Source organism: Paenibacillus sp. 22594, assembly GCF_052044425.1.
Classification (GTDB): Bacteria; Bacillota; Bacilli; order Paenibacillales; family Paenibacillaceae; genus Paenibacillus_AQ.
Genome location: NZ_JBQENA010000004.1, coordinates 680,584 through 695,365 on the forward strand (window position 1 = coordinate 680,584; position 14,782 = coordinate 695,365).

Genomic DNA, 14,782 nt, shown 5'->3' on the forward strand with positions numbered 1-14,782 from the left:
ATAACAACGTGGTGTCAACAATCCTGAGGATTTTTCGCAAAATGTGGTTGTTCCTGGCTGACCTGCCGATGGAGCGGAAGCTGATTGTGGTTTTTGTTTTTCTGATTTCCATGCCCATTACCTATGTCAGCTATCTGTCCTCCCGCTCCATGTTCCATTCTGTTCTGGAAAGTGCCACAGACAGCGCGGGCCAAATGACCTCGAACGCTTCGGATACGATGGACCGCTATGTGGCAGACTTGAAACGGTATACTACCTTGCCGTTGTATAATACTGATGTGCAGCTCTACCTGACGCAGAAGAGCACCGATTGGGATAAAAATACCGCGATGTCGATGTTCCTTAGTTATCTGAAACCCACGAAAAGCGAAATCCTGGCCGTCTATATGGTGGACCAGTACGATTCCGTTTTTTACGATACGGCTGCAGGCATCAATATGACTTTTCCGAAGGACCGGCTGTCTACATGGAAAAGTCTCAGTGAAGCTGGAGGGACGGCTCCTGTCATTCAGGGTAGACACAGCATTCAGGTCAATTCATCTGAACAGCGGGAAGTCTTCAGTATGCTGCGCACGATCTATTCTGTCAGCACGTTGAAAAGCATCGGAATTCTCGTCTTCGATATCGATATCCGCCTGTTCAAGGGTATTCTGGATCCCGTGAATGCTGTGACTCAGGGCAACACCCTGGTGGTGGATGATCAGGGGAAGCTTATGTATGACGGTGAAAACACGGAGAAAGCAAATCCCGAAAGGCAGGCACTCACCCGGCAGCAGCTGCTGGGTCATGTGAAACAGGATCAAGGACATTTTCAGATTGAGCTGGACGGACAGCCCTACCTGGCCGTATACACCGTATCCAAGCAAACCGGCTGGACGACAATGGTTACCATTCCGCTGTCCCGCATTCTGTCGCCCGTAGAGAAAAACCGCAATACGCTGATTCTGACCACACTCGCGATTATAGCCTTTGCCCTGTTCGTCGCTACGATCATCTCGCATGCGCTGACAAAGCCGCTGAAATCGATGGTCCGGCTGATGAAGCAGGTCCAACACGGCAATCTGGAGGTCTGGCTGCATCCCAAATACAACGACGAAATCGGCATGCTTGGCAGCCATTTCAACCGGATGATTGTCCGGGTCAAGGATTTGCTGCAGGAGGTCTCTGTGACGGAAAAAAGAAAACAGAAAGCCGATATGCGGGCGCTGCAGAACCAGATTAACCCGCATTTCATATATAACACCCTGGAATCGATCCGTATGCTGGCCGAGAGCAGCGAGGACCCGAGGGTCGCCGAGCTGACCTATCTGCTCGGACTGCAAATGCGCTACGGTATTGTCCGCAGCGAAGAGATGGTTACGATCCGCCACGAGCTGGACCATGTACGGAATTATCTGCATCTGCTGCAGATCCGCTTCCCGGATAAATTCAGACTGGATATTACAGTGCCGGAAGCATTGCTCCCCCTTCCTGTCATTAAGCTGGTCCTGCAGCCAATCGTCGAGAACGCTGTCTTTCACGGCCTGGAACCGAAGGAAGGACCCGGTACGCTGAGCATCAGCGGCTGGAAAGAGGACGGTCAAGCAGTATTTTGCGTAGAGGATGATGGTGTGGGGATGGATGGGGATACTCTGCGTGCTTTGAACGATAGCCTGAGAAGTGGAGCAGACGGTGAAAGGTTCGGCATTGGTCTTAGGAATGTGAACGAGCGGATCCGCCTGCATTACGGGCCTTTCCTCGGTCTAAGCGTAAGCAGCGAGCCCGGCAGAGGCACCCGTGTCACCTTGCGCATTGAAGCGCTCACCAGCCGTCCCCGGGAGGAATAATACTCGTTATTTTTATTTTAAGGAGGGATTTCGGATTGCTGCGTATTGTGATTGTAGATGATGAGATTCTGATTCGCGAGGGCCTGGCCCGGATGATAAGCAAGGAGAGCAGCAGCTTTCTTGTCACAGGAACGTATGCCGACGGCAAGCAGCTGCTGGATGACCTTCCCTCCCTTCAGATTGATGTGGTCATTACAGACATCCGGATGCCGCATATCGACGGGCTGGAGCTGATCAAACAGCTCAAAGCCGGGTATCCGCGGATACGTACGCTGCTGATGAGCGGATTTGTAGAATTTAATTATGCTAGGGAGGCTATCCGCAGCTCTGCTGTGGACTATTTACTGAAGCCTATCAACAAAGAGCAGCTTTTTGAAGTGCTCTACCGTCTGGATGAGGAGCAGAAGCTGTTTCAGGAAAAAGAAGAACGCCAGCGTTCCGGGCTTCTGCTCTCGCTGCTTCATGTCGAGCAGCCATCCGAAATCCTTCTAAGCAGCCTTACCTTGCCCCAGCCTTACTTCTCCGTGTTCGTGCTCAAAGGAAGCTCGCGGGAAACCGTCTGTGCCTGCTCAGACAGTCTGCGGCAAGAGAAGGAAATATTGCTTGACCTTCTGGAAGTCCGAAAGGGACTGTATGTATGGATCTGGTATTCTGCCGAGCCTTTAACAGCTGCGGAATTGAATCGTATCGGCGGGACTATCCGGGCGGCAAGCAGCGGACAATGCCTCCATGCCGGAGTCAGCGGCACATATAGCACTCCCTCCAAGCTTAGATCCGCCTACCTGGAAGCCAAGCTGGCCTGTGATGCGGGGATTTACAATTCACAGCCGCTGCATTATATTACTGCTCAGGAGCTTACGGCTGCCGGCATAAGCCTGATTGATCCCTTTACGCCTGTGCGTGAGCCGCTGATCCACGATCTGCAGATTCTGAATATGTCCGGCGTTCTGGGGCATATCCATTCCATGTTCTCTTTGCTGGAGTCGCAGCGGGCTTGCCCAGAACAGATTCTGCGGGCCTGCCGGGAGGTTGAGGACACAGCACGCAAGGAGCTTCAGGAATTCGGAGCCGTTTACAGCGTAAGCAACAGACCTTTGCTCGAGGAACAGATCGAGACCTGTATGAGCTTTGGAGAGATCGAGCAGATGTTCATCTCCTCCATCTCGGACGCATTAAGCATAATCCGCACCCACCGTCTGGAGCTGTCAGGCACCGCTGTCGAAACCGTGAAGCGATGGGTAGCGGCCCACTACAATCAGCACGCCGATTTGAACATGCTGGCAGGGATGGTGTTTTTGACACCAAGCTACTTAAGCAAGCTGTTCAAGCAGGAAACCGGGCTGACCCTAACCGACTATGTGATAGAAATCCGTATCCGCAAGGCCAAGCAGCTGCTGAAGAATGCGCATGATCTGAAGATCCATGAGATCGGAGCTGAAGTCGGCTACCCCGATCCCGCTTATTTCAATAAGTTGTTCAAAAAAATAGTCGGCGTTACACCGAACGAATATAAACGCATTTCACTTATATAAGGAGAATGATCGCTTTGCAGCTATGGTTAAGCACCTCAGGGGATGGGCATGAAATCCAAGTCTATGATACCACAGAATTATATGGCGAGAGAGGCAGATTCCGTGTGCTGCAGTTTTCGGGAGACGCCATTCAGGGAGCCCTTGATCTGAACCACCCCCGTCGGGTGGTCTTTGAATATCCTAGAGCAATGATCCACTTAATGGAGGCAGGCGGGGCGTTGTTTGAGGATGTGTTTGTCATCGGACATGGCATCGGGACGATCGCCGGATACTTCGCAGAGAAACGCTTTAAGACCGCCGAGGTAAGTGCAGAGGTTGTGAAGCTCAGCAGGCAGCACTTTGGCTGCAGCCAGGACAATGTTGTTATTGGGGATGGGCGCTGCATTCTGGAGGGTGAGCCTGACCACCGCTATGACTTCATCCTTCTGGATGCCTTCACCGCAGACGGTACCCCGCAGCATCTGGTCTCCAGCGAGTTCTTCGCCATAGCCCGCTCCAAGCTGAACAGCCGCGGTTCGATCATCATGAACCTGATGGGCAGAAGCGAAAAGGACCGCCTGATGGGTGCCATCCACACGACCCTTAGCGAAGAATTCCCCTATATCAAAGCTTTTGCTCTTCCTGCGGAAGGCACAGCCGATGTCCGCAACGTCCTCATCATGGGCAGCGTTAAGCCGATCCGTTATCAAGCCAAGCAAATGGCCGGATTTGTGGAAATTACGCTCGGGCAGGGCCATGTGATCCGGGATTAAGAGGCATCGGTGTCCCCTACCCGATATCCTCCATCTTTCCGGCTGTATCACCGCATATATCCATGCAGACAAGGCAAATATCATCCTGTTCCTCCTGCTCAACCTGCTGGTGTTCTTTGTTGAACGCAAGCAGCTTGTCCATTAGCGCCGAAATCGGCTCAAGTCTGGTTTCTTCCATTACCTGTAGCAGCAGACCGATCTGGTCTTTCAACAAACGTCCCGGTCTTTCAATCAACCCGTCGGTATATAAGAGTATCCGGGCGGCTCCCTTGAAAGAAAGAGTCTGTTTTTGAAGCTTCATATGGGGAATCAAGCCGATGGGAAGACTGGAGGATTTCAAACGGAATACTTCTCCACGATCATCTACAAGCAGTCCGCTGGGATGTCCCGCATTTATATATTCAACAGTGTGCTTCCCTGTATCCACGATCAAATATATAGCTGTAAAAAAGAAATTCGTAGTCCCCTTGGCCACGCTGAACAGTTTGTTCATATGAGTATTTAATTCATGAATGACTTCTTCCGGACTTAGATTGGCTTGGATAATCCCCCTCAGCAAAGAGCGGATGGACATACATATTAGCGCTGAAGAAACCCCATGTCCCATGACATCCATGATCAGAACCCCGTAGCGGTTCTCATTCAAGCGGTACCAGGCGTACATATCTCCTCCAAGGTTCCGGGAAGGAACGTATTTCGCATTAATGGAGAATGAAGGAGTATGTATTGGTTGACTAAGTACACTCTTCTGAACCTGTCTGGCCAGATCCAGATCGGTTTGCTTATTCTTTTCAATCTGCTTCTTATCGGTAATATCCAGCACGACTCCGTTTATACCAGTGACCCCAATCCTGGGGTCAGCTAAAGGAAACATCCGGCTCTCCACCCAGCGGATCTCCCCGCTTGCATGGATAATCCGGTATTCAAGAGTCGGATTAGCAGAAGTCCCTTCAATAACGGAAAACATTCTTTCCTTCACGAAATCCTTGTCCTCTTCATAGACTTGCGCCGACCATAAATCGGGGTATTGATAGTATTCCTCTGCAGAGTAGCCAAATATCTTCTCACACGCCGGCGAGATGGTAATCAGTTGATTTCGGGTTACATCAAACGACCATAAGATAATATCGATACTCCCGTAAATGTTGTTGAGCTGGGTCTGGATTTCCCCCAATTTGTTCTGTACTCTTTCAAATTCCGTAATATCCTTGGCAAAACCGATAACACCCTGAATTTCTCCGCTGGCCATCAGGGCAACACTGGATAAATCAAAGATAAGATATTGTCCGTTTTTATGACGCAGCTGTAATTTGCTGGAGGTAGAAAGAATACTTCCGTTCGTAATATCGAGAAAGGTCTCCTGAATCAACGGGATATCCGCCGGATGGAACAGATTAATAAATGTAGTATTTCTAATCTCCGCTTCAGTATATCCGAGAATATCCAGAAGATTGGGACTTACACTAATGATGGAACCATTGAGGTCTACCACGTATATTCCTGCATTATTATAGAGAAATAACGATTCATACCGTTGTTCACTTGCCCTAAGTTTCTTCGTATGGCCTTCCAGCTGTCTAAACATGATGTATAGCGGGGCTAGAATAACGCCCTGTGTCAGAAGATCAACGATAAACTCATAGCTGAACCCTTTATCCACAAATACAAGATTATATAAATTCAATACAATAAGGATAAGCAAAAAGAGAGCCTTCTTTTTGGAGGCTTTTTCTCTCAACAAGCCCAATATTCTATTATTCATTACACTTTCCTTCTCTTACGCATGGAGAGAGTTACATAGGGACCCGTAGGAATTAAGCACACTTCATCCATAATACCTTGAATCAGGACCAGTCCTCTTCCGCGTGACCCTATTTTAACCGGCTCGGTTTGTTCATTGCTCATTTCAAAGGACTCTCCATTCTGACAAACCCTGATCTCCATGATATCTGATTCAACCAGCCAAGAAACTCTGAATTCACAGGTACCTGAGGGACAACCATGCTCAAATGCATTCATGCAGGCTTCTTCTGTGACCAACTGCAGGAGTATGGATTCGTGCTCTGAAAATTCCGTACGCACCGCAATCCTTCTGGTTGTCTCCATAGCAAGAGCAATATCGTTTCTCGAATGAATGACCAGAATCTGCCCGTACGTCCCACTGTTCAGTTTGTTCATTTCAATTCACCTGCAAAATAGTCGTAGCCTTCCTCCAATTCAGTAAAGATCTTCATCAATGCACTGAAGTGGACAATTTCGAATATTTCACCTACAGTCGATTGTACACCCGCAATAATAAGCTCTTTGCCTGTACGACCTGCGCCAAGCACAGCATCAGCAATCACACCAAGAGCCGCGCTGTTCAGGTAGGCTACCTTCGTGAGCTCCAGGATAAGCTTCGTCTTCTCCCCATCGACCAGTTTCTCAATCGCCCCGCGGAATTCGTCCACATTTTTTAACGTTACATCTGTATTCCAGTTCAGCAGCTGTACCTGATCCTTCAAGGTATTCTCCATAATCAGCCTACCTCTTTCCGCTTAATTTCTAAATTCAGCATCTTTTCCAAATTCAACAAATGGATAAACTGTTGGTTTTGTTTGTATATGGCATCGAGCATATCTGAATTCATAAGCACATAATCCGGCGTTTCTTCCATGTATACACTTGAGAGCGGGCAAACCTCCGTAACCTCATCGACTACAATCCCCACCTCATGCCCTGACACTTCGCAGATCATAATCCGGGAGCCGGGGGCTTGCTCAAAGGTGCTCATTCCCAATTGGGACCGTAAATCATATACCGGAAACAGCATTCCCCGCAGATGAATCATCCCCAGAACATATGCAGGCGCAGAGACTAGAGGGTGAATCTCAGGTACAGGTAGAATCTCTTTCATCTTGTAAATCGGAATTCCGAAATCCAAACCTGACAGCCTGAAGGTCACATATTTCTCATTTTCGGCATCTACCTGTTCGCCCTCCATGTCTTCAGGCAACAGTGCCTGGTAAGAGGAGCCCGTCTCACGGGCAATGAAGCCAATATCCAATATATGGGCCACATGGCCGTCTCCAAGAATCGTTGACCCGGCAATATAAGAAACATTGCCGATATAATTCCCCAGCGATTTGATCACGATCTCCTGGTTGCCGATGGTTTGATCGACGACTAGACAGACCCGTTTATCCGCCAATCCGACGATTACCACGAACAAGCGGTCCTTAGCCGGTTCCAGCTCTTCCTGCACCTGCAGCTTCCGGTGAAGACGCACAAGAGGCAGCACCTGATTGCGGAATTTGCACACTTCTTTCCCTTGTACCGTAAGAATATCCGCTGTCTTCAGCCTGAAGATTTCAATCACATTCACTAACGGGACCGCAAATGTACTTCTTCCCAGCTTCACCAGCAGAGACCTTATAATGGCAAGGGTTAAGGGAAGCTTTATGGTAAATACGGTGCCTTCATTCCGGGTCGTTTCAATATCAATGACACCATTTAATTTTTCTATATGCGATTTCACAATATCCATTCCAACGCCCCGCCCGGATAGATCGGTGACCTTTTGGGCTGTGGAAACGCCTGAACGGAAAATCAGCATCACAAGTTCCTTTTCTGTCATATGGCTGGCCTCTTCAGCACTAACGAATCCTTTGCGGACTGCCATTTCCTTAACCTTTTCCGCATCTATGCCTCTGCCGTCATCCGCGATAGTAATCACGATCATATTCCCTTGATGGCTGGCCCGAAGCACTATGGTTCCTTTGCTCGGTTTGCCCATAGCAGCACGTTCATCCGGCAGCTCCAGTCCATGATCAACCGAATTACGCAGGATATGAATAAGCGGGTCGCTGATTTCTTCAATCAGGGTACGGTCAAGCTCCGTCTCTTTGCCTTCAATGATGAATTCGATTTCTTTATTCGACTTCTGAGCCAAATCACGGATCATTCGCGGAAAACGGCCAAACAAATGCTCAATCGGCAGCATCCGTGTCTTCATCATTCCTTCCTGGAGATCGGTAACGACCATGTTCAAATGGCTTGCAATGTCATTCAAGACATTAATATCGCCATTGTTTTTGAACTGCTCGCTTAGTTTAGTTCGTATACTGCGAAGCCTAGTGTTATCAATGATCAATTCGCCTACGAGATTCAGAAGACCCTCTAAACGCTCCACATCAACGCGAACCGTCTGAGCCACTTGTACCTTTTTCTCGGTAATTACCGGAACCTCTTTGGCTTTGACTAACTCCTTGCGGGGTTCTTGTACTTTGGTCTTTTCGACCTCTGGCACAACTTTCCCTTCTAAAAAGGTATCCAGATTCAAATTTGTAATATATTCAATACGCACAGAATCAATTTGGGAGATTTGGGTCAGACTGCGAATAATATCCTGCTGGATTTGTTGGGTAATCAAAATATACACTACAGTTCCGGTAAACAACTCATCCTTCTCAATCATTTCCAGCTCCGGGTAGCAGGCAGCAACTTCCCCATGCTCTATCAGATTAATTTCGACGAGCTTGGCCCGTACATATTTCATGGATTCCTCTTCCGCCATATGAACATGAATAGCCATAACCTCGTAGCTGCTTTCCAGAGCTGTTTGTATTTTTTCCTTCTGAATATCGTCAAAAACAATATGTAGTGCAGGAGCGGTTTCTTTTACTGCCTGTTCATGGTTTAGAGGAGTGCCCGAAGCGGAACCCCGGATTTCTTCCAACCGCCCCATCAGAATCGTTGTGTCTCCTTCCTCCATCACACCGCCCAGAATGGAATGGCGAAGCTCCTTAATGAAATCTATACAGTCGAATAGAATATTCAATAACTCGGAGGTCACCTCCTGTTGTCCGCACCGGATCAGCTCAAATACACTTTCCATCTGATGGGTCAGCCTGTTAAGCTGCTTAAAACCCATGACTGCAGAAGATCCTTTTAAGGTATGTGCAGCCCGGAAAATTTTTTGAATGGTATCTTGCTGACAGCCCACGCTTTCCAGCACCAGCAAGGAATCATCCAAAAGTTGAAGCTGCTCTTCCATTTCATCTAAAAAAACACCCAAATACGCAGAATTATGAAAATCATTCATCTTTTTCGCTCTCCTTCATGCGTCACCCTTCACCAAACAATCGTTCAACATTCAGAATGCTGATCAACCCGTCTGCACTCTGTCCTATTCCCTCCATATATTGAGCGCCTTGGACCTCACGAGATTCGAGCGGAGGCTCAATTTCTTGAAATGAAGTCACCTTCTCCACTGCATCGACAATAATGCCAATGGCCTCCTGCTTATAGCGCACCACAATGATGCGTGACTGTGCTCCCATAGGTGTCTCGGGAATGCCAAATCTCCTGCATAAGCTAATCACCGGAACAATCCTGCCCCGTAAATTAATAACACCTCTGATAAATGGCTTGCTGTTGGGCACTCCTGTGATATGCTCCATTTTGATGATTTCATTGATATCCCGAATATTAATAGCATGCTTCTCGCTTCCCAGACGGGATACAACATATTGTTCAGTACTCATTGTTGCCTGCATCGTTCATCCTCCTTACACCAGCTTGAAGGCTGAGATGGCGCTATTCAATTCGTCGGCTAATCTGGCGAGCATTTGCGAGGAAGCTGCCGTTTCCTCCGCTGCTGCTGCTGACTCCTGGCTACCCGACGCTACAGCCTCAATGGAGAAGAGGACCTCACTCGTTTGTGCTGCCTGTTCCTCACATGCCGCGGCAATACCGGTAATCTGCTGGGTAGTCTCGTTCACACGGTCAACGATGCCCTTGATTAGCCCCTCCGTCCGGTCTGACAGTGCAGATACCTCACTCACTGCCTGTACGCTGAGTACTGTATTCTTTTGCATCCCCCGGATGATGTGGGCAATTTGTTTCGTGGCATCGCTGCTCCGTTCTGCCAGCTTGCGGACTTCATCAGCCACAACGGCAAAGCCTCTCCCCTGCTCACCGGCACGCGCCGCTTCGATCGCCGCATTTAAGGCAAGCAGATTGGTTTGCTCGGCGATCTCGTCAATCACCTCAATAATCTCCCCGATCTTTTGGGAGTCCTGCTCAAGAAGCCCCATCTTCTCTGACAAATCACTCATACCCAGACCGGATTCTCTTACAGCATTACTTCCCTCTTCAGCACCCTGACGGGTTTGAATGGATAACTCCGAGACTTGTTCGGCGTTCTTGGCCACCTCATCGATACCTCTGACCAGATCCTGAATCAGATGATTGATATTTTGTGCTGCCATAGCCTGGGACTGGCTGCCCGCAGCGATTTGTTCAGTGGTGGCCGAAATTTCCTCGGAGGAGGCCGCTACATTTTGAGCAGACTCAGCGGTTCCACCGATTAATTTTCTTAAGCTGATAATCATCTCATTGACTGCACCGGCAAGCTTGCCGAACTCATCCCGGCTTTTCAGTGTGATCTGCTCTCTGAGATCTCCACCGGCCATTTTGACCATGATTGACAGAATTTTGGACACTGGACCTACAATGCCCTGCGAGATCCATAAGGCAAGCACAATGGCAACGGCAGTAGCTAAAAACGCAAAGATGATCACTGAATTTTTCCCGGTGGAATAGCTGCTTAAATTGGCCTCAATATTTTTATTCGCGTCACTTACTACATTCTCTACTTCAAGGTTCACTGTATCCAGCGCCTTTTGCAGATAAGGAACGGCATCAAGCATTACTTGGTAGCCTTTAACATTATCATTATTGATTCCAAGCTCAACGATTTCAGGAACCACGGCGTTATAGCTTTCCACATTTTGCTTAATGATCTCCATGGATGCCTTTTGTCCGGCATCAAGTGAAAGTTCTCCGTAGTCCTTGATACTGACCGCCAGATTTTTCTGATCTTCCTGAATTGTCGATTGGATCTTGTCGAATTCTGAAGTTCTTGTTTCCAGTATGATTTTCATCAGGTCGCCGCGGAGTTTGTACAGATCCGCGCGGATGTTCTCCATATGGACTAATCCAGGGAAATTATAGTCGCGCATCTGCACTGACTTGCTGTTCATTTGCCCCATCTTAACAATCGACAATCCGCTGATAAATAGAAGCAACGATACAACAAGCAGGAAGCTACCCAATAATTTAGTTCGGATGTTAAATTTCATTTGAAACACTCCTCTAAGTGATTACTTTTTGTATGCGTTTTCAAACACTCCACAGACTACTCTCCGTTTTGTGCAATTCCCCCTAGCTCCCGCCGCTCCTTATACCTTGCATTAGGAAAAATCCTATATTTCGAAACGGTCAACTATGTGAAATATTTCTCTTTTATTATGATTGGACTAGTTCCTTGTGCCTATTGTCACTAGTTCCTGTTTATCGACAATATATTCCTATTTTCTACAGGAATCTCTTCCTTTTTCACAGCACAAAAAAAGCAATGCACCCTAAAAAGGGGGATCATTGCTTATTCACCGTAAGGCTTATGGAGGTTTGATACATTTGAGATATCGCCTGTGCCCGACCGCTAACACCAAGCTTTTCATAGATCTTGGTGATATGATTCTTGACAGTATGCGTGCTGATAAACAGCCTCTCTGCGATTTCTTTATTATTCATTCCTTGAACCAAATGACCTAAAATCTCTTCTTCTCTTGAAGTCAGACGTTCTTTATTTTCAATCGGAAGCCGGGGGGCTGCGGATGAAGTCCGCCTGTACAAGAAATGTTCCGCAGATTGCAGGATGGACTCATTTACGGGAACAGGAAGAGCTTCCTTCCATTCCTTGTCCCCCTTTTCCAAATACCATATAACGACCAACAGTACTTGTCCCAGGAAAGTATAGGAACTTTCTCCTATGTCCTCATGTTGTCCTGACCTGTACCGTTGCAGTTGACGCAGCAGCATAACCAGCGGGGCTTCTCCAAAGTAGCCGGCAAGCAGGTCTGCGTCAAATTCAGCGAGCAGGCTTGCCTGCCCGATACGCTGGATCTCTTCGGAAGGACGATTCAATTCTTGCAACAAACCCGCCGCGAGCTCTTTTACCCGGGTCCCCTTATGATGCGCTTCCGGTTTCCACATTAACAACGAATCCTGAAGCAGGTGTATGAGATCAGTATTCATAAGCGGGGCCGCTTGTTGCGCTACCACTAATTTTGCTACCACAAAACCACAGATTGCCTGAATGAACATCGCATATTCCTTGTATTGCCTATCATCTATAAATTGGATAGTAACCGTCCCCAGCAGTTTTTGACCGGAAGCCACTGGAAACTCTACTACATCCCTGCCCTCCCATTCACGTTGCAAGGGCCTGCGCAGCATACTAAACCCCGGCATCCCGTCTCCAAAATAGATGGCTTCAGCATCTGCAGCATAAACAGAATACAATTCTTTTGAAGCAGAAGGAGAAGTGTATATTTTCATTCCATTATTTTCGGGCTGATGCAGCAATAGGCAAATAAAAGAGCTGTGAATCTGCTGCTGTATAACTTCAAGAAACATTTGCAGGAAGTCTTCCCTGTCCTGGACAGCAACAAATGCCTGAGTTAATTCTTGAAAAGCCTTAATCCGCAGACTACGCCGTTCGATTGCATCTTCACTATCCAAGTGGTACATAGAAGATGAGATCTGATGGGCTGCCAGCAATCCCATATCCGCCTCTTCTTCTGATATTTCCGTTCTCGAAGTATCTCCGCCAAATAACAATCCGAATAATTGACCTTTATATTTTATGGGATAGCAAATGATAACTTTAGGTTTAATTCCCCGCATAGTGAAGAAGTAGCTTCTCGGGTCCCGGTCCGAATTCTCCCAATACCCCATCTGCTTGGAAAGCCCTACTTGTCCCAGGAAGCCTTCACCCGAGAAAAAGGAAGAGCCTGTTAGGGAATGCTCAGCAGGCATGCCAGTCGTTTCAATGATCGTAAATTGTCCCTTTTCGTCCATGCTGCCGGCATATCCTGCAAATTCAAGCCCCATAACACGTGTAAATATGCCGAGGACCCCTTTCAGCCAGTTTGGGCTTTTGGAGTCGATGAGGTGTGTAAGATTCAACAACTGCAGTTTATATGCAGAATGATTTTCCCGCTGCTCCCGTTCAAGAAGGACACTAACCGTATCGGCCAAGGTTTCCAGTTGGTGAAGAACACTTCCAGTATGCTCTTTGTTGTACGTTGCCACAGTATCCAGAGCGCGAATCCACTGCTCCCATTCGTTGGGGTCAATCGTTTCATATATTCGTTCTGCGATGAGCCCCTTACTGCCTTCCTCTATCCAGACACCTGCAATAATATAATAACCGGTTTGTTTATGAAGATTTATAGGGGCAACCAGCAGCTTAAATCCGGATATGGTTTCATATACGATAGGTTTAGGAATGCCGCTAACCTTTTCAATAATTTTAATAATTGCATCTTCGGCAGATTGACTCTCAAAACTCAATAAAAGACGTACCATATCCGTTAAACCCGAGGTTTCTGTTAATCGTTCATCTGTTTGATTGGTAATCATAATCGACAATCCGCATAAAGAAGAGTAAGCGTTCTGCAATGTCTGCACATCAAATTTAGGCTTGTTCTTCATCACACACTCCTCTCTTCCTTCTCACAAGAAATTCGCCGTACCGCGACTTTTCTCCTGCTTTTTCCTTATATGATTTTACAAATAAAGCGTTATCTCCTGATTTATCAGAAGGAAAAATGCATAAATACGTAAGAATGGTGTCAAATTGGAGGGATTCCCTCTGAACCCCCCACTCCTGCGTTTTTTTTGCTAAAATAGAATAGTCGGCGTATTTTAAGGCAATCCTAGCGCCAGTCACTGAAACGGAGGCATTACCTGTGGATTATATTATTCTGGACATCGAATTCAACGGCCGCAAATTTGCCAGCGAGCACCCTATGGAGGTCATTGAGATTGGAGCCGTCCGGTTAGACGCTTCTTTGCAATATAAGGATGAATTCTCAGCTTTGATCAAACCCATATACTTCTCCACCCTGAATTCGTTCATTAAGAAAAAAACCGGCATCCCCCAGGAGGATATCGACGTGGCCGAACGGTTCCCTAAGGTGATTACGGCCTTTCGGGCCTGGCTGGATCAGAGCCTGGACGGTGTGCTCCTTCTAACGTGGGGCGGTGAGGATATGAAACGGATCATTCAGGATGTCCGCATGCACAAAATAGACGATGCCTACTGGCTGTCTGCCACCTATTTCGATTTGCTCAAAGGTGTGCTGCGCGCACGCGGCCTCAGCAACGATATCAGCGTCGAAGGGGCGATGGCCCTGTTCGAGCTAGAGCCTTCCGGCTCCGCGCATCGCGCGCTGGACGACGCCAAGATGACAGCGGAAATTTTCCGCGCCGTCTTCCCGGATCTCGACTTCGAGCGCTCCCAACACTATGTGGACACCTTCTCCAATGCCAGAGAACGCAAGACGGTCAAGATTGCGATCAAAGCGATGAACGCGCAGAAGATCGTTCCCACCTGGGACCTCGTTGCCGAGCACTATTTCCCGGCTGAGGACGCTTTGGCTGATCCACGCAAGCTGGCTGAATTGCAGGCCTACTTTGCAGCACAGCTCGGTAAAAAGTAACCTGAATTCATTATCGTCACACGACAGCGGCAGTTCCCTTAGTGGGTATACTAGGGAGACTGCCGCTGTTTTTTCATCATAAAAAAAGATTGACATTGCCGCTACGTAAAGGTGTACAT

The 14,782-nt window shown here is 47.8% G+C and carries 11 protein-coding genes; 4 read left to right on the top strand and 7 right to left on the bottom strand.

Translation table 11 applies throughout. The features are described from left to right. Positions 1–8 precede the first annotated feature (8 nt). From ACTJKB_RS17160 to ACTJKB_RS17170, 3 genes are read left to right on the top strand one after another with little or no spacing between them, the layout of a single operon-like run. Complete coding sequence (locus tag ACTJKB_RS17160; RefSeq protein WP_440835579.1) at positions 9–1,826, top strand: sensor histidine kinase; 1,818 nt, start codon at positions 9–11, stop codon at positions 1,824–1,826. 35 nt (positions 1,827–1,861) lie between these two features. Next, positions 1,862–3,358, top strand: a complete 1,497-nt coding sequence (locus ACTJKB_RS17165) for a response regulator (protein WP_440835581.1) — start codon at positions 1,862–1,864, stop codon at positions 3,356–3,358. A gap of 5 nt (positions 3,359–3,363) precedes the next feature. Continuing rightward, on the top strand, positions 3,364–4,110 hold the full coding sequence (locus ACTJKB_RS17170) for a spermidine synthase (RefSeq protein ID WP_440835582.1): 747 nt from the start codon (positions 3,364–3,366) through the stop codon (positions 4,108–4,110). A 16-nt stretch (positions 4,111–4,126) separates the two neighbouring features. Here ACTJKB_RS17170 and ACTJKB_RS17175 read toward each other — a convergent pair whose 3' ends face one another. The 7 genes from ACTJKB_RS17175 to ACTJKB_RS17205 form a co-directional block, all read right to left on the bottom strand. Next, the gene (locus ACTJKB_RS17175) at positions 4,127–5,794 is read right to left on the bottom strand and encodes a SpoIIE family protein phosphatase (RefSeq protein WP_440835584.1); all 1,668 of its coding nucleotides are present in this window, start codon (positions 5,792–5,794) and stop codon (positions 4,127–4,129) included. 77 nt (positions 5,795–5,871) lie between these two features. Continuing rightward, on the bottom strand, positions 5,872–6,288 hold the full coding sequence (locus ACTJKB_RS17180) for an ATP-binding protein (RefSeq protein WP_440835585.1): 417 nt from the start codon (positions 6,286–6,288) through the stop codon (positions 5,872–5,874). Continuing rightward, on the bottom strand, positions 6,285–6,626 hold the full coding sequence (locus tag ACTJKB_RS17185; protein ID WP_440835586.1) for an STAS domain-containing protein: 342 nt from the start codon (positions 6,624–6,626) through the stop codon (positions 6,285–6,287). Before ACTJKB_RS17185 ends, ACTJKB_RS17180 begins: the two co-directional genes overlap by 4 nt. A 2-nt stretch (positions 6,627–6,628) precedes the next feature. Next, the gene (locus ACTJKB_RS17190) at positions 6,629–9,193 is read right to left on the bottom strand and encodes a chemotaxis protein CheW (RefSeq protein WP_440835587.1); all 2,565 of its coding nucleotides are present in this window, start codon (positions 9,191–9,193) and stop codon (positions 6,629–6,631) included. 22 nt (positions 9,194–9,215) lie between these two features. Continuing rightward, positions 9,216–9,647 carry a chemotaxis protein CheW gene (locus ACTJKB_RS17195; protein ID WP_440835588.1) on the bottom strand — a complete coding sequence of 144 codons (432 nt, stop codon included), beginning with the start codon at positions 9,645–9,647 and terminating at the stop codon, positions 9,216–9,218. A gap of 12 nt (positions 9,648–9,659) precedes the next feature. Beyond that, a complete protein-coding gene (locus ACTJKB_RS17200) occupies positions 9,660–11,234 on the bottom strand; it encodes a methyl-accepting chemotaxis protein (RefSeq protein ID WP_440835590.1) in 1,575 nt (524 codons plus the stop codon). A gap of 295 nt (positions 11,235–11,529) precedes the next feature. Next, entirely contained in the window at positions 11,530–13,653 is a 2,124-nt protein-coding gene (locus ACTJKB_RS17205) for a LuxR C-terminal-related transcriptional regulator (protein ID WP_440835592.1), read from the bottom strand. A 257-nt stretch (positions 13,654–13,910) separates the two neighbouring features. Here ACTJKB_RS17205 and ACTJKB_RS17210 point away from each other — a divergent pair, with 257 nt between their 5' ends. Then, positions 13,911–14,663 (top strand): exonuclease domain-containing protein, encoded by a 753-nt coding sequence (locus tag ACTJKB_RS17210; protein WP_440835593.1) that lies wholly within the window; start codon positions 13,911–13,913, stop codon positions 14,661–14,663. Positions 14,664–14,782 lie beyond the last annotated feature (119 nt).